The organism is Thermomonospora echinospora (assembly GCF_900108175.1).
GTDB lineage: Bacteria > Actinomycetota > Actinomycetes > Streptosporangiales > Streptosporangiaceae > Thermomonospora > Thermomonospora echinospora.
This window is the reverse complement of record NZ_FNVO01000004.1, coordinates 557,393-573,027: the sequence shown is the minus strand read 5'-3', so window position 1 is coordinate 573,027 and position 15,635 is coordinate 557,393. Positions and strand designations below refer to the sequence as shown.

The following is a 15,635-nucleotide window of genomic DNA, read 5'->3' as shown; positions in this document are numbered from 1 at the left end:
TACGGTTTAAAGACAGACCTATATGGCCGCTCCAGCACGGCCGCTGTGTCGCGGGTGGCCCGAAACCTGTCCGTAACGGTGACGATCGCCCAGGTGGCGGGTTTGTCTCCGGATGCCTGCGGTTGCATAACGGTCTCCCCACAACTTGCCCCTGAGATGGCGGGCGATATGTCCGAACCCTGATCCTGGTGGCAGATCGGGCGACCAGAACGGTTCTGCGCCCTGTGTCATGCTCTAGGAGGCATGGTGGCTAAGTTGATGCGGCTGGTCGCCGGGGTGGCCGGGCTGTCCCTGTTCGTCGCCGGCTGTGGTTCCGCCCCCGAGGAGGAGGAGAGCGGCACCGGCGCCAAGGCCTCGGACTTCTCCGCCTGTATGGTCACCGACACTGGCGGCATCGACGACCGCTCGTTCAACGCGGCCTCCTGGGCGGGCATGCAGGCGGCCAAGAAGAGCACCGGCGCCGAGGTGCAGTACGTCGCCTCCACCAGCGAGAACGACTACGTCCCCAACATCACCCGGCTGATCTCGCAGAAGTGCAACCTGGTGGTGTCGGTCGGCGGGCTGATGGCCGAGGCCACCGGCCAGGCGGCCAAGGCCAACGCGAACCAGAAGTTCGCCATCGTCGACTCCGGCTCGGTGCCGCCGAACGTCTACGGCATGGAGTTCAACACCGCGCAGAGCTCCTTCCTGGCCGGCTACCTGGCCGCCGGGATGTCCAAGAGCGGCAAGGTCGCCACCTTCGGCGGACTGCCCATCCCGCCGGTGACGATCTTCATGGACGGCTTCTACGAGGGCGTCCAGTACTACAACAAGCAGAAGGACAAGAAGGTCGAGGTCCTCGGCTGGAACGAGGCCAAGCCCAAGTCGGGCTCGATGGCCAACTCCTTCACCGACCAGGGCGCCGGCAAGCGGATCGCCGGCAACTTCATCCAGCAGGGCGCCGACATCATCTTCCCGGTCGCCGGCGGCACCGGTCTGGGCGCGGCCGCCGCAGCCAAGGAGAGCGGCGGCAAGGTCAGCGTCATCTGGGTGGACACCGACGGCTGCGAGTCGGCCAGCCAGTACTGCGACGTCTTCCTGACCAGCGTGACCAAGGGCATCGCCGGCGCCGTGCAGACCACCATCGAGACGGCCGCCAAGGGCCAGCAGCTCACCGGCTCCTACCTGGGCACCCTGGAGAACGGCGGCACCGGCCTGGCGCCGTTCCACCAGTTCGACGGCAAGGTCCCGGCCGAGCTGAAGGCCGAGCTGGAGAAGATCAAGCAGGACATCATCTCCGGCACCATCAAGATCACGTCCCCGAACCAGCCGAAGAGCAGCTGATCGGCGACACGTCCGCGACCGTGGGGCGGGACCGGCCGGTCCCGCCCTGCGGCACGCCCACAGGGAGGTCGGCGGTTGTCCCTTGAGCTCCGCGGGATCACCAAGCGCTTCGGCTCGCTGGTGGCCAACGACGGCATCGACCTGGAGGTCCGCCCCGGGGAGATCCACTGCCTGCTCGGCGAGAACGGCGCCGGCAAGTCGACCCTGATGAACGTCCTGTACGGGCTCTACCAGCCCGACGAGGGCGAGATCCGCATGGACGGGAAGCCGCTGGTGCTGAGCGGCCCCCGGGACGCCATCGCGGCCGGCATCGGCATGGTGCACCAGCACTTCATGCTGGTCGACGTGTTCACCGTCGCCGAGAACATCATGCTCGGCGACGAGCGCACCGGCTCCCCGCTGGCCTTCGCCGGCTGGCTGGACCGCCGCCGTGCCCGCCGCGACGTCGCCGAGGTCTCGGCCCGCCACGGCCTGGACGTGGACCCGGACGCGCTGGTGGCCGACCTGCCGGTGGGTGTGCAGCAGCGGGTGGAGATCGTCAAGGCGCTGATCCGGGACGCCCGGGTGCTGATCCTGGACGAGCCGACCGCGGTGCTCACCCCGCAGGAGACCGAGGAGCTGTTCACGGTCATGCGCTCGCTGCGCGAGGCCGGCCGCTCCATCGTCTTCATCACCCACAAGCTCAAGGAGGTCAAGGCCATCGCCGACCGGATCACCGTGATCCGGCGCGGCGCGGTGGTCGGCACCGCCGGCCCCGACGCCTCGGAGGCGGAGCTGGCCGGGCTGATGGTCGGCCGCGACGTCCGCCTCACCGTGGACAAGGCGCCGCCGGCCCTCGACGAGGACGCCGAGCCGGCCTTCGCCGTGCGCGGCCTGACCGTCCTGGACGAGTCCGGGCAGGCCGCCGTGGACGACGTCACCTTCGAGATCCGGCCCGGGGAGATCCTCGGCGTCGCCGGGGTGCAGGGCAACGGGCAGACCGAGCTGGCCGAGGCGATCCTCGGGCTGCGCCCCGCCGCCGCCGGCGGGATCTGGCTGGACGGCCGGGAGCTGACCGGCCGTTCGCCCCGCCAGGTGCTGCGCGCCGGGGTCGGCTACATTCCCGAGGACCGCAGCCACGACGCGCTGGTAGCCGACTCCAGCGTGGCCGAGAACCTGGTGCTGGACCTGTTCGACCGGCCGCCGTTCGGGCGCCGGGGGACGATGGACGTGCGGGCGGTCCGCGACAACGCCGAGCGGCGGGTGGCCGAGTTCGACATCCGCACCTCCTCCATCGACACGTCGGTGGGCACGCTGTCGGGCGGCAACCAGCAGAAGGTCGTCGTGGCCCGGGAGATGTCCCGCCCGCTGCGGCTGCTGGTGGCCGCCCAGCCGACCCGCGGGGTGGACGTGGGCGCCATGGAGTTCATCCACCGGCGGATCGTGGCCGAACGCGACCAGGGCCGCCCAGTGCTGATCATCTCCACCGAGCTGGACGAGATCTTTGGGCTGGCCGACCGGATCGCGGTGATGTACCGGGGCAGGATCACGGCGATCGTTCCCCCCGACACCTCCCGCGCGGACATCGGCTGTCTGATGGCCGGGATCGTCCCGGGCAGCGACGACGCCCCGCCCTCCGGCGACGGGACGCCCCCGGCCCCCGACGCGACCGCACCGGACACGGCGGCACCGGATGCAACGGTGGCGGACACAACGGTGGCGGACTCGGCGGTGGCGGACTCGGCGGCACCGGACGCGGCCGAGGCGGGGGACGAGCCGGATCCGCGGCAGGACGCGCCCGTGAAGGACGGTGACAAGTGAGCGAGCAGGCGACACCGGCCAGGGAGGCGGCGGCCGAGCCGGCCGCCGGCGGCGGGGAGCCACCGGAGGCCGACCGGTTCCGCAGGCTGGTCGCCCAGACGGTGGCCGGGCCGCCCTGGGTGGTGACCGTGCTGGCGATCGCGCTGGCCCTGGTCGTCGGCGGCCTCCTTATGATCATTTCGGATCCGGAGGTCACCGACACCTTCGGGTACTTCTTCGCCCGGCCCGCCGACGCACTGTCGGCGTCCTGGAGCGAGGTGTCCACCGCCTACGCCGCGCTGTTCAAGGGTGCGATCTTCAACCCGGACGCCGCCGGGTCGCTCACCGAGGCGCTGCGGCCGATCAGCGAGACGCTCACCGAGGCCACCCCGCTGATCTTCGGCGGGCTGGCGGTCGGGCTGGCGTTCCGCGCCGGGCTGTTCAACATCGGCGGCCAGGGTCAGCTGATCATGGGCGCCATCGCCACCACCTGGGTGGGCTTCACCCTGGACGCCCCCGGGTTCGTCGCACTGCCCGCCGCGGTGCTGGCCGGGCTGGCGGGCGGCGCGCTGTACGGCGCGCTGGTCGGCTGGCTCAAGGCCGGTCCCGGGGCGCACGAGGTGATCGTCACGATCATGCTCAACTATGTGGCGTTCCTGCTGCTGGGCTATCTGATCGGCAGTGACGTGTTCCGCGACCCGGACAACCCGCAGCCGATCTCCAAGCCGGTCGCCGACGCCGCCCGGCTGCCGCACCTGTTCGGCGACTCGCTGCGGGTCAACGCCGGGCTGCTGCTGGCCATCGCCGCCGTGGTCTTCACCTGGTGGCTGCTGAACCGCTCCACGCTGGGCTTCCAGTTGCGGGCGGTCGGCGCCAACCCCAGCGCCGCCCGCACCGCCGGGATGAGCGTCGGGTACGGACAGATCATGGCGATGACGCTGTCCGGCGGGCTGATGGGCCTGGTGGGGATGTCCCAGGTGCTCGGCACCGCCAACGCCAACAACGCGCTCACCCAGCAGATCGACGCCGGGCTCGGCTTCACCGCGATCACCGTGGCGCTCCTGGGCCGCGCCTCGCCGGTCGGCACCGTGGCCGCCGCGCTGCTGTTCGGCGCGCTGCAGGCCGGCGGCCGCGAGATGCAGGCGGCGGCCGGGGTGTCGATCGAGATCGTCACCGTCATCCAGGCGCTGATCGTGCTGTTCGTGGCGGCCCCGCCGCTGGTGCGCGGGATCTTCCGGCTGCGCGGCGAGGGCGGCGGGCACAGCGGCCTGCTGGCGAAGGGATGGAACGGCTGATGGGGACCACACGCCAGGCCCACGGCCGGTGCCGGGCGACCGGCGGTCGCGGGACCGACGGACGGCCCGGAACGCAACGAACGCAACGAGTGAACGGGGGCCGGCGGTGAGCGCGACGCTGACGCCGACGACCGCGCCGGGTTCGGCGACCGCCGCCGCCACCGACCGCGGCCACTGGTACGTCGGCGGCGCGATGACCCTGGTGGGCCTGTACGCGCTGGTGGCGTTCGGGCTCGGCAGCCGCACCGACGACGGCGCCAAGGCGGTGTTCAACCTCAACCTGCTGGGCGATCAGGCGATCAAGGTTCCCGACCTGACGGTGCCGGCCGGGCCGACCGCGATCGCGCTGTCGCTGGTCTGCGTGGCGGTCGGGGTGCTGCGGCTGGCGGTCCGGCTGACCGGGTCCCGCCGCACCGCCGCCACCAGCGCGTACCTGGTGGCGTTCGTCGCCGCGTTCTTGGTGTGGGCCACCTCCGGGCACAGCCTGAACTTCACCTCGGTGCTCAACGCCACGGTGCTGGCCGCCACCCCGCTGATCCTCGGCGCCCTGTGCGGCGTGCTGTGCGAGCGCTCCGGCGTGATCAACGTGGCGATCGAGGGCCAGTTCCTGGTCGGCGCGTTCGCCGCCTCGTTCTTCGCGTCGGTGTCGGGCAGCCTGTGGGCCGGGCTGGTGGCCGGCTGCCTAGCGGGCGGCCTACTCGGCGCGATGCTGGCGGTCTTCGCCAACCGCTACCTGGTGCAGCAGGTGGTGCTGGGCGTGGTCATCAACCTGTTCGCCGCGGGCCTGACGGGCTTCCTGTACGAGCGGCTGATGCAGGCCAACCCCGAGTACAACAAGACGATGGCGTTCTCGGCGATCCGCATCCCGGTGCTGTCGGACCTGCCGGTGGTCGGCCCGGTGCTGTTCGGCCAGAACGCCGTCTTCTACCTCACCGTGATCCTGATCGCGGTCGTGCAGATCGGGCTGTTCCACACCCGCTGGGGCCTGCGCACCCGGGCCGTCGGCGAGCACCCCACGGCCGCCGACACCGTCGGGATCAAGGTGGTGGCGATGCGTTACCGCAACGTCATCCTGGGCGGCCTGATCGCCGGTCTGGGCGGGGTCTGGCTGACCATCGGCCTGAACATCACCTTCAACAAGAACATGGCCGCCGGGCAGGGCTTCATCGCCCTGGCCGCGCTGATCTTCGGCCGCTGGTCCCCGCTGGGCGCGGTCTCGGCCGCCCTGCTGTTCGGCTTCGCGGGCGGCATCTCGGTCTCCCTGCAGCCGCTGGAGACCCCGGTGCCCACCGCGTTCCTGTCCATGACCCCGTACCTGGCCACCATCTTCGCGGTCGCCGGTCTGGTCGGCGCCGTCCGGGCCCCCGCCGCGGACGGCATCCCGTACACCAAATCCTGACCCGCCCCACCCCGGCAGATCTCGCCGATCTTGACGCTATTGCTGTCTGAACGCGGTTCGGAGCGCAGTAACGGCAAGATCGGCGAAGGTAGCAGCCACCGCCCAGCGGCCCTAGCGGACCATGCGGGGGTACAGCGGCAGGTCGGCCCGTACGGTGACGCCGTGGCCGGGCACGGCGTCCAGGGTGAGCTCGCCGCCGACCTCCTCGGCCCGCTGGCGCATCGTGGCCAGCCCGAGCCCGGCCGAGCCCCCCGGGACGCGGCCGTGGCCGTCGTCGGCGACGGTGAGCACCAGCCGCCAGTCGCCCTCCCTGACCAGGGTCACCCTGACACGGGTCGCTTCCGCGTGCCGCCGGGCGTTGTGGACGGCCTCGCACGCGATCCGGTACGCGGCCGTCTCGATCGCCGGCGGCAGGTTCCCCAGCGGCTCGCCGACCCGGACCTCGACGACCGGACCCGGGTCGCCGGGGGCGGCCAGCTCGTACAGGGCGGCGGCCAGCCCGTGCGCCTCCAGGCACGGCGGGCGCAGCCCGTCCAGCAGCGCCCGCAGCTCGGCGACCGCCCCTTGCACGTCCGACTGGATCAGGTCGAGCATCGCCCCGGCCGCCTCCGCCGAGCCGCCGTCCAGCAGCCGGCCCGCCGTCGCCGCGCGCATCGCGACGGCGGTCAGGATCGGGCCGAGCCCGTCGTGCAGTTCACGCCGCAACCGGGCACGCTCCGCGTCCCGCTCGGGGTGGGGCGAGCCCTTCCCCGCGGTGGCCACGTGGGCTTGTGTTGACGCGGGCATGCGCCCCTTCCCTTCGCCGTGCCTTCGTTATGGCACCACTATTCCCGCGCGAGGTTGCAATCGGCTTGGAACCGGCTTGGCCCCCAGGTCAGCCGGTATCCAAGGCGCGGCGAAAGGACTGCGGACGGGCGGCGGGGGCGCCCACCGTCAGACGCCGCCGGTGACCGTGATCACCTGGCCGGTGATGCCGGTGTTGGCGGCCGAGCCGAGGTAGACGACGGGGCCGGCGACCTCGGCGGCCTCCAGCAGCCGGCCGAGCGGGGCGCGGGCGCTGTAGACGTGGCCGTAGGAGTCGGCGATCTCGGTGTTGGTGTCGGTGCGGGTCAGGCCCGGCTGCACGACGTTGGACAGGATGTCGCCGTCCTTGCCCAGCGAGAACGCGGCCGAACGGCTGAAGCCGTGCAGCGCCGACTTGGCCGCCGCGTAGTACTCGCTGCCGGCGGCGCCCTCGGTGGCCAGGCTGGAGGAGATGTGCACCAGGCGGCCCCATCTCTGCCGCCGCATCACCGGGGCGACCTCGCGGCTGAGCCGCAGTGCGCCCTCGATGTTCGTGTGCAGCACTTGCCGCCAGGCGTCGTCGGGAACCGCCTCGAAGGGACGGTCCGGGTCCGGCGCGGAGGCTCCCCAGTGCACCGCGTTGTTGACCAGCACGTCGATCCGGCCGCTCCACTCCAGCACCGCGCCGGTCAGCGCGCGGGCGGCCTCGGGGTCGGCCATGTCGTACCGGGTCGCCAGCGCCCGTCCGCCGCCCTGCTCGATCTCCTTGGCGAACCGTTCGGCCTCCGCACGGGCGCCGTGGTAGGTGAGGACCACGTCGGCGCCCTCGGCGGCGAAGCCGCGGGCGATGGCGCGGCCCAGCCCGCCCGACGCCCCGGTCACGATGACGGTGCGGCCTTCCATTCCCAGATCCATTGCGAACCCTCCCGGGGTCTGTGTTTCGCGCTGCGGCCTCGCGGTGAGGCCGTGCAAGCCACCGTGCAGGGCCGGACGCGTCGCAGACAGACCGCGCTCAGACTGGCCCTGGCAGGGCCACGATCGGCGGCGGGCCGGAGGCTAGGTTGTGCTCTTGACCCCCTTCCCGCCCGAAGGCGGGGTTTGCACGCTTGAGGAGGCTGATGAGCGGCAATGAGCTGGGCGCCTTCCTGCGCGCCCGCCGGGAGGCCATCACCCCGGCCGAGGTCGGGCTGCCGGCCGGCATCCGGCGGCGCACCCCCGGCCTGCGCAGGTCGGAGCTGGCGACGCTGGCCGGGATCAGCGTGGAGTACCTCACCCGGCTCGAACAGGGACGGGACCGCCACCCGTCGTTCCAGGTGCTCGGCGCCCTCGCCGACGCGCTGCGGCTGTCGCTCGCCGACCGCACCCTGCTGCTGCGCGCCGCCAAGGGCGAGCACGGCCCTGGCATGTGCCTGGGCGCCGCGGCGCCTCCGGCCCGCACGGTGCGGCCCACCGTGCGGGCACTGCTCGACACCCTGGAGCCCGCTCCCGCCCTGCTGCTGAACCGGCTGAGCGACGTGATCGCCCACACCTCCGGGTACGCACGGCTCGCCGCCCCTCTCGGCGTGCTGCAGGGCCACCCGCCCAACCTCATCCGGTACCTGTTCACCGACCCGCGGGCCCGTGCCGCCCATCCGGAATGGGACCGGGTGGCCGACGAGCAGGTCGCCCGGCTGCGCAACGAGTCCACGCGCAGCGATCCGCACGTCGCCGAACTGACGAACGAGCTGTCGCTGTTCGCCGGTGCCGTGTTCACCGACCGGCTGGCGGCTCCGCCGAGCGCTCCCCCGCGGACCGGCGTCCACCGGCTCGTACACCCGCACGCGGGCGAACTCCGCCTGGCCTACGAGACCCTCGACCTGTCCGCCGACGACGACCAGTGCCTGCTGGTCTACCTGCCCGCCGACGAGGCCACGTCCGCCGCCCTCGACCGCCTCACCGGCCGCCGCCCCGGCGCCCTACGCGCCGTGAACGACCACCCCGCCGCCGGCCGGTACGGATGACCGCCGGCAGACGGCGGTGACCGCGCTGGACGGCCTCCCGCCTCAGCGGCCCTTGCGGTGGTAGGCGCGGATGGACAGCGGCATGAAGACCGCCATCAGCAGCAGGGACCAGCAGATCGTGGCGGCGACCGGGTGGGCCACCGGCCAGGCCGCGTCGGCGCTCGGGGCGCCCGGGTTGCCGAACAGCTGGCGGCAGGCGGCGGTGGCCGCGCTGACCGGGTTCCAGTCGGCGATCATGCGCAGCCAGCTTGGCATCCCCTCCGTGGGCACGAACGCGTTGGACAGCATCGAGACCGGGAACAGCAGCGGCAGCATCTGGTCGGCGGTCTGCTCGTTGCGGACCACCAGCCCGAGGTAGCAGCCCGCCCAGCTCAGCCCGTACCGCAGCAGCGCCAGCAGGGCGAACGCCGCCAGGGCGCGCAGTGGCCCGTCATGCGGCTGCCAGCCCACCAGCAGTCCCATGACCGCCATGATCACCAGGTTGAGCGCCCCGGACAGCGCGTCCGCCCCGGTCTGCCCGAACGGCACGGCCATCCGTGACATCGGCATCGAGCGGAACCGGTCCATCACCCCGCGCGAGGCGTCGGTGGCCACCTTCATGGTCATCGCCATCACCGAGCTGAAGGTGACCATCGCGAACAGCCCCGGCATCAGGTACTCGCGGTAGTCGCCGCCGCCGGGCACCTTGATCGCGCTGCCCATGACGTAGCCGAACATCAGCACCATCACGGCCGGGAAGACCAGCGCCGCGACCAGCTCTCCGGGCTCGTGCCGCATCCGGGAAAGCTCCCGGCCGACCAGCGTCGCCCCGTCCTCGATCGTCCAGCGCAGCCGCCCCCGCCAACCGGTCCCGGCCATGGTCGTCACAGCCATCACGCCACCTCTCCCTCGTCATCCCGAGCCGTCCCGCCGACCCGGCCGCCCTGACCCGCCCCAACGCCTCGGCCCGCCGGAACGGCCTGCCTCACCGCACCATTCGGATCCGCCGGAACGTCCTGACCCGCCGAGGTGTCGGGGGCGGCCGGGGGGTCGTGGGCGGTTCCGTCGGTCAGGTGGAGGAAGACCTCGTCGAGGGATGGGCGGCGCAGGGTGACGTCGGTGACGGCGACGTCGGCGCGGTCGAGTTCGCGGACGACGTCGGCGAGCCGGAGGGACGCCGGGGCCGGTGAGGTGAGGCGGCCGGGGGACGGGGCGTGCGGGGCGGTGCCGGTCATGGCCGCCAGGACGTCCGCCGCCACGGCGGACGAGCCCGGCTCCTCCAGCAGCACGTCGACCCGGTTGCCGAGGGTGGCCTTGAGCTCGTCGGGGGTGCCCTGGCCGATCACCCGGCCGTGGTCGATGACCACGATGTCGTCGGCGAGCCGGTCGGCCTCGTCCAGGTACTGGGTGGTCAGCAGCACCGTGGTGCCGTCGTCGGCCAGCCGGCGGACGGCGTCCCAGATCTCGCCCCGGCTGCGGGGGTCCAGCCCCGTGGTGGGCTCGTCCAGGAACAGCACCCGGGGCGCGACGAGCAGGCTGGCCATCAGGTCGAGGCGGCGGCGCATTCCGCCGGAGTAGGTGCCCGCGACCCGGTCGGCCGCCTCCGCCAGGCCGAAGCGTTCCAGCAGCTCGTCGGCGCGCCGCCGGGCCCGGGCACGCGACAGGTGGTGCAGCCGGCCGAACATCCGCAGGTTCTCCCGGCCGGTCAGCTTCTCGTCCACGGCGGCGTACTGCCCGGCCAGCCCGATCAGGGCGCGCACTCGGTCGGCCTCGCGCACCACGTCATGCCCGGCGACCCGGGCGCGTCCGGCGTCGGGGTCGGCGAGCGTGGCCAGGATCCGCACCGCCGTGGTCTTGCCGGCGCCGTTCGGCCCGAGCAGGCCGCAGACCTTTCCGGCCGAGATCGCCAGATCCAGACCGCGCAGCGCGTGGACGTCGCCGAAGCGCTTGTGCAGCCCCTCGGCGACGACGATCGGCTCGTCCATCATCTCTCCTCTGGGTACGCCGTACGCATAATGAGGAGACTAGATACCGGGTACGTCGTACGCAACTGCTTTCCGTGGGCCGGCCCGCGCGCACTGAGTACGATGCACGCGAAGACGCAGGTGAGGGAGGTGGACTCCGTGGGCGACGCGCCCGACATCATCTGGCTGCGGCCGGAGAGGCCGGCCCGTGGCCCCAGACCCGCCTACAGCCGTGCGCAGATCGTCGAGGCGGCCATCAGAGTGGCCGACCACGAGGGCCTCGACGCCGCCTCGATGCGCCGGGTGGCGAAGGAGATCGGCGCGGGCACCATGTCGCTGTACCGCTACATTCCCCGGCGCGAGGACCTGATCGAGCTGATGGTCGACGCCGCCCTCGGCGAACTGGACCTGCCCGAACGGCCCTCCGGCGACTGGCGCGCCGACCTGACCCTGCTGGCCCACGGCCTGCGCGCGGTGTCACTGCGCCACCCCTGGCTGACCCGCCTGCCGCAGACCCGCCGCGTCTTCGGCCCGAACGCGCTGCGGATGCTGGAGTTCGGCGGCGGCACGCTGGACGGCCGCGGCCTGTCCATCGACGAGATGATGACCCTGTTCGGCATCTTCAACGGCTACGTGGACGGCTTCGTCCGTGCCGAGGTCTCCTGGGCCGAGGAGGAACGCCGCACCGGCATGGACCGCGACCAGTGGATGGCGTACACCTCCCCCTACGTCCACCAGATTCTCGCCGGCGGCCGGCACCCGGTCTTCAGCAAGGTCGTCATCGAGGCCCGCCAGCCTCACATGGACCCCGAGGCCCGCTTCGAGTACGGCCTGGGCCTGATCCTCGACACCATCGCCGCCAGCATCCCCGCCCCGAGCGGGCAGGCGTCCTGATCCACCGGCCGCGACCACCGCTCTCCCCGGCCGGAGCCGCACGTCTGGGGTCTTGATCGGGTGGTGTGCGCTCTTGAGGGCGGTGGTCCAGGACTGATTTCAGATGCGAAATCGCCTACTGCGCGGCGTCTGAGGCCTGGTCCGCCCGAGTGTGAAGTTTCGCCTTCGCGATGTGAGGTACCTCGTGCACACCACATCGAAAGAGGTTCTGGCGAGCGCCCACGCGCGGTCTCTCGCGGGTGCCCGGCCATGAGCCACGGACACGGAAGACGGGCGTCACACCGGACGTGTGCCGCCGAGGTCTCGCACAGTGGAGGTCGAGAGCAGTGGCTTTGCCCACCAGGCATCAGCACGGACTGTGGCAACAGGGGTCGTGGCCTGGCCGATCGTGGGATTCCCCGGCCCGATCGCGGGGCCGGACAAGCCGGCTGTCCGCCCAGACCACTGAGACCGAGACCGACGGCGTGCCGGCCGTGCGGGTGCCCGCGCCCAGGCAGGGCGAGTCCCGGCGCATCGAGACCAAGGGCTGAAGGCCCGCTGCCGGCGCTTCCGTGCGGACCCGGCGGGCCGCATCGGAACGGCGGCAGGAGGAGGTGAAACCGATCATCGCGGCACTGGTCGCGCCTTTCGCGGCCCTCATCGGCCTGCTGCTCATGCAGCGCCTGGAGACGGCGCTTCTGGCCCCCTCTCCGGCCCCCGAACCCCCTTCCGACGCGCCGATCGCCCCGCCCGGGCCCACGGCGACGTCCCCGCTGTCCTCATCCACGGCAACACCCGACCTACCCGAGCCCACGGCGACGGTCGACCTGCCCCAGCCCACGGCGACGCCCGAGCCGGCTAAACCCATGGCGGCGGCCGAGTCGTCCTCGGCACGGCCGGGAAGTGGAGGCGGCCAGGGAGGCTCGCCGGACTCCCTTGAGCCGGACTCCCTTGAGGAGGACAACGTTTCGGTGCTCCGGTCGTCGCCCGCCGCCCGGCGGCGCGCACTCGCCGAGCGTGACGGGACGCCCTCTGCCGGGGACGTTCCGCCCGCCCGCGACCACCTGTCCGCCCGGCGCGCCCAACTCGCCCGTCGCCGGCGGAGGTGGGGCCACCAGCTCCGCCACGGACGCTCGTACGGCACCGCCCAGACATATCCACGACCCGCTGTCCGCCAGCGGGCAAGCGTGCCTCCCCCGCGAAGCCGGAGCGCCTGAACCGACGAAAGCCGAGCCGACGAAAGGCCGGGTCCCATCGGGAACCCGGCCTTCGTTCACCGCCGTCAGCGGAGACGAGCCACCGACCGCACGGAACCGCCCGGACATGCCCGCGACCGCGCGCAAGCGTTCCTCCGCCGCAGAACCAACCGTCAGGCCGAGACGGTGTCCCCCAGCTCGTCGGTCATGGAGCGCCGGCCGTCCCACAGGGCGGTGAGGGCGGTGGCCGACAGGAAGCGGACGCCGACACCGATGCAGCTCTCGTCCACGTCGAAGTCGCCCCGGTGCAGGTCGTACTCCTCGGCCGAGCCGGGGGTGCGCACGCCCAGCCGGGCCAGGGCGCCGGGGACCGACTCCAGGTACCAGCCGAAGTCCTCCCCGCCCAGGCTCTGCGGGGTGGGGACGGGGGCGGTCTCGCCCAGCATCTGGATGGCGGCGTCCCGGAACATCTGGACGCTGGTCGGCTCGTTCACGGTGGGCGGGACGCCGCGCACGTACTCCAGGGACGCCTCGACGTCGTAGGCGGCGGCCACCGACTGCAGTAGGGCCTTCATCATCTCGGGGGCCTTGTGCCACGCCTCGTCGTCCAGGCAGCGGACGGTGCCCTCGGCGATGCCGTCGTCGGGGATGGCGTTGGCCACCGACCCTGCCGCGACCCGGCCCCACACCAGCGACAGGCTGGAGCGCGGGTCGACCCGGCGCGACAGCGCGGCGGGCAGCTCGGTGACGATCTTGGCCAGCGCGTACACCAGGTCGGCGGTCAGGTGGGGGCGGGCGGTGTGCCCGCCGGGGCCGGTCACCCGGACGTAGACCTTGTCGCAGGCGGCGGTGATGGGGCCGGCGCGCAGGCCGACCTCGCCGACCTCGATGCGCGGGTCGCAGTGCAGGGCGAAGACGCGGTCCACCCCGGCGATGCCGCCGGCGGCCATGACGTCCAGCGCGCCGCCGGGATTCTCCTCGGCGGGCTGGAACAGCAGCCGGACCCGGCCCGGCAGCAGCCCGGCCGCCGCCTGCTGGGCCAGGAACAGGCCGGTGCCCAGCACCATCGTGGTGTGCACGTCGTGTCCGCAGGCGTGCGCGACGCCGGGCACGGTGGAGCGGTAGGGCACGTCCTTCTCGTCCATCAGCGGCAGCGCGTCGATGTCGGCGCGCAGCGCCACGGTGGGCCCGTCGGCGGTGCCGACGTCACAGATCACGCCGGTGCCCTTGGGCAGCACCCGGGGGCGCAGGCCCACCTCGGTCAGCGCCCGTACGATCTGCTCGGTGGTGCGATGCTCGGCGTAGCCGAGTTCGGGATGCATGTGCAGGTCACGGCGGAAGTCGATCAACCGCCGGCCCGTCCGGGCGAGGAACGCGTCCAACTGCATCTGCAGCGCCGCGCCGTCCCATGGCGAGACGTCCGGCTCCGACCGCGGCTCGTCGGCCACGGCGGCCGGTTCCAGCCCGGGCATCACCCCGGGTCCCGGCTGCGTCATCTGTGCCCCCTGAGGATCAACGTCCTGGCCGGCCGGGCCCTGATGCGGGCGGGGCTCGGGCTCCTCGCCGGCGGGTGCCGGCCGGGCCGAGGACGGACGAGAGTCTGTCGTGGTGCCCGCCGGAGCGGGGCCACGGTCGTGCGCGTTGTCACCCGGCAGGTCACCCGGCATGTCGGCAGGCATGGCCGCGGACCTGCGCGGCGAGACCGGGTGCGGCCCTGGATCCGGGATCGGATCGGTGGGAGCGGGCCGGTGCCCGTGCAGCCCCCGAGGCGGCCGGGAAGGGCCTTCAGCCTCCCCCATACGCCACCTCCCGCGGGCTGACGAACCTGTCCTCCAGCAACTCGGTGACGGCCGCCTTGACCAGGTTCTCCAGCGTGCCGCCCTCGGCCCGGATCGCGCGCTGGCGTTCGTACGGGGCCCCGTGTTCGAGGACCTCGCCGGCCACCTTGAGCTGCTCGGCGCATCCCAGCCGGTCCGCCACGGGCTCGAGTTCCCTGATGAGTTCGTACAGATCGTCGCGGAGCGGTGCGGTGCTCCCGCCGTCATCTGTGATCACGATGGCGTCCAGGCCGTAGCGCGTGGCCCGCCACTTGTTGTCCCGTACGACCCATGCGGCCGGTCGGGGCAGAGTGTACCCGCGATCCAATTGCTGGTCGAAAAGGGTGACCAGGCTCTGGCAGAGGGCGGCGGCCATGCCGACCTCGCGCAGGGTGGGAATGCCGTCGAACATCCGGATCTCGATCGTGCCGAAGTCCGGATGCGGGCGGATGTCCCACCACACCTCCTTGATGCTGCGGATGCTGCCGGCCCGCAGCAGGGTGTCCATGTACTCCTCGAACTCCGCCCAGTCGGCCAGCAGGTGCGGCGGCCCGGCGGTGGGCAGCTGACCCCACACCACCGCGCGGCTGGAGGCCAGGCCGGTGTCGTGGCCGCTCCAGTACGGGCTGGAGGCGGTCAGCGCGAGGAAGTGCGGCAGGTACGCGGCCAGCGCGTTGACGATCGGGATCGCCTTGGCGCCGTCGCGGACCCCCACGTGGACGTGCACCCCGAAGGTCTGGATCCGCCGAGCCAGCCACTGCATCTGCTGGACCAGGTCGGCGTACCGCTGCACCGGGGCCATCACCGCGTCGCGCCAGTCGCTGATGGGATGGGTGCCCGTACAGGCCAGCTCAATGTCCCGGGAGGCGGTCACCGAGCGTAGCTGCGCGATGGTGGCGGCCAGGTCGGCGGTGGCCTCGCCGACCGTATGGCAGATTCCGGTCACGACCTCGACCGTGGACTCCATGAGCTCGTGACGGAGCCTGGGGATCTCCCCGCCCTCGCTGAGCCCGGGCAGCGCAGCGAGCACCTGGCGCGCCTCCTGGCGGAGCAGCCCGGTCTGCGCGTCGACGAGCTGGAGCTCCCACTCCACGCCCAGCGTCGCGCCCCGCGATGCCTTGAAGTCAATGGCCACGGCCAACCTCCGTGCACAATCCTTGCAGGTCGATGCGTGGCACGTGGCGCAATTGGGCCAGCGCATCCCTAAGCCCGGACAAACGCCCGATC

12 protein-coding genes are annotated in these 15,635 nt (G+C 72.4%); 6 read left to right on the top strand and 6 right to left on the bottom strand.

Annotation, left to right across the window (positions count from 1 at the left end):
* Positions 1-243 precede the first annotated feature (243 nt).
* The 4 genes from C4U03_RS12970 to C4U03_RS12955 all read left to right on the top strand — a co-directional run bounded on the left by C4U03_RS12970 (position 244) and on the right by C4U03_RS12955 (position 5,796).
* The gene (locus C4U03_RS12970; RefSeq protein ID WP_235017808.1) at positions 244-1,323 is read left to right on the top strand and encodes a BMP family lipoprotein; all 1,080 of its coding nucleotides are present in this window, start codon (positions 244-246) and stop codon (positions 1,321-1,323) included.
* A gap of 75 nt (positions 1,324-1,398) precedes the next feature.
* Positions 1,399-3,123, top strand: coding sequence for an ABC transporter ATP-binding protein (locus C4U03_RS12965; protein WP_103937954.1), 1,725 nt, complete (start codon positions 1,399-1,401; stop codon positions 3,121-3,123).
* Complete coding sequence (locus C4U03_RS12960) at positions 3,120-4,397, top strand: ABC transporter permease (protein WP_103937953.1); 1,278 nt, start codon at positions 3,120-3,122, stop codon at positions 4,395-4,397. Before C4U03_RS12965 ends, C4U03_RS12960 begins: the two co-directional genes overlap by 4 nt.
* Positions 4,398-4,503: 106 nt before the next feature.
* Complete coding sequence (locus tag C4U03_RS12955) at positions 4,504-5,796, top strand: ABC transporter permease (RefSeq protein ID WP_103937952.1); 1,293 nt, start codon at positions 4,504-4,506, stop codon at positions 5,794-5,796.
* A 111-nt stretch (positions 5,797-5,907) separates the two neighbouring features.
* Here the strand turns inward: C4U03_RS12955 and C4U03_RS12950 are convergent, their stop codons facing one another.
* Positions 5,908-6,582, bottom strand: a complete 675-nt coding sequence (locus C4U03_RS12950) for a sensor histidine kinase (RefSeq protein WP_103937951.1) — start codon at positions 6,580-6,582, stop codon at positions 5,908-5,910.
* 147 nt (positions 6,583-6,729) lie between these two features.
* Positions 6,730-7,494, bottom strand: coding sequence for an SDR family NAD(P)-dependent oxidoreductase (locus C4U03_RS12945; protein WP_103937950.1), 765 nt, complete (start codon positions 7,492-7,494; stop codon positions 6,730-6,732).
* A 203-nt stretch (positions 7,495-7,697) separates the two neighbouring features.
* On the opposite strand from C4U03_RS12945, the gene C4U03_RS12940 reads away from it, so the two are divergent.
* A complete protein-coding gene (locus C4U03_RS12940; RefSeq protein ID WP_103937949.1) occupies positions 7,698-8,579 on the top strand; it encodes a helix-turn-helix domain-containing protein in 882 nt (293 codons plus the stop codon).
* Between the two features lie 42 nt (positions 8,580-8,621).
* On the opposite strand, the gene C4U03_RS12935 is transcribed toward C4U03_RS12940, so the two are convergent.
* Together C4U03_RS12935 and C4U03_RS12930 are read right to left on the bottom strand one after the other, a co-directional pair.
* Positions 8,622-9,452, bottom strand: a complete 831-nt coding sequence (locus C4U03_RS12935) for an ABC transporter permease (RefSeq protein ID WP_235017806.1) — start codon at positions 9,450-9,452, stop codon at positions 8,622-8,624.
* Positions 9,452-10,543, bottom strand: coding sequence for an ATP-binding cassette domain-containing protein (locus tag C4U03_RS12930; RefSeq protein ID WP_103938017.1), 1,092 nt, complete (start codon positions 10,541-10,543; stop codon positions 9,452-9,454). Before C4U03_RS12930 ends, C4U03_RS12935 begins: the two co-directional genes overlap by 1 nt.
* Before the next feature lie 138 nt (positions 10,544-10,681).
* Between C4U03_RS12930 and C4U03_RS12925 the strand changes: the two genes are divergently transcribed.
* Entirely contained in the window at positions 10,682-11,416 is a 735-nt protein-coding gene (locus tag C4U03_RS12925; protein WP_103938016.1) for a TetR/AcrR family transcriptional regulator, read from the top strand.
* Positions 11,417-12,764: 1,348 nt separating this feature from the next.
* Here C4U03_RS12925 and C4U03_RS12915 read toward each other — a convergent pair.
* A complete protein-coding gene (locus C4U03_RS12915; protein ID WP_235017827.1) occupies positions 12,765-13,979 on the bottom strand; it encodes an amidohydrolase in 1,215 nt (404 codons plus the stop codon).
* A gap of 397 nt (positions 13,980-14,376) precedes the next feature.
* Positions 14,377-15,543 (bottom strand): glutamate--cysteine ligase, encoded by a 1,167-nt coding sequence (locus C4U03_RS12910; protein WP_103937946.1) that lies wholly within the window; start codon positions 15,541-15,543, stop codon positions 14,377-14,379.
* Between the last annotated feature and the right edge of the window lie 92 nt (positions 15,544-15,635).

Coding starts and splice junctions, on each gene's coding strand:
- C4U03_RS12935 (WP_235017806.1), bottom strand. CDS start 9,452: ATGGCTGTGACGACCATGGCCGGGACCGGTTGGCGGGGGCGGCTGCGC.
- C4U03_RS12970 (WP_235017808.1), top strand. CDS start 244: ATGGTGGCTAAGTTGATGCGGCTGGTCGCCGGGGTGGCCGGGCTGTCC.
- C4U03_RS12940 (WP_103937949.1), top strand. CDS start 7,698: ATGAGCGGCAATGAGCTGGGCGCCTTCCTGCGCGCCCGCCGGGAGGCC.
- C4U03_RS12950 (WP_103937951.1), bottom strand. CDS start 6,582: ATGCCCGCGTCAACACAAGCCCACGTGGCCACCGCGGGGAAGGGCTCG.
- C4U03_RS12930 (WP_103938017.1), bottom strand. CDS start 10,543: ATGGACGAGCCGATCGTCGTCGCCGAGGGGCTGCACAAGCGCTTCGGC.
- C4U03_RS12945 (WP_103937950.1), bottom strand. CDS start 7,494: ATGGATCTGGGAATGGAAGGCCGCACCGTCATCGTGACCGGGGCGTCG.
- C4U03_RS12915 (WP_235017827.1), bottom strand. CDS start 13,979: ATGCAGTTGGACGCGTTCCTCGCCCGGACGGGCCGGCGGTTGATCGAC.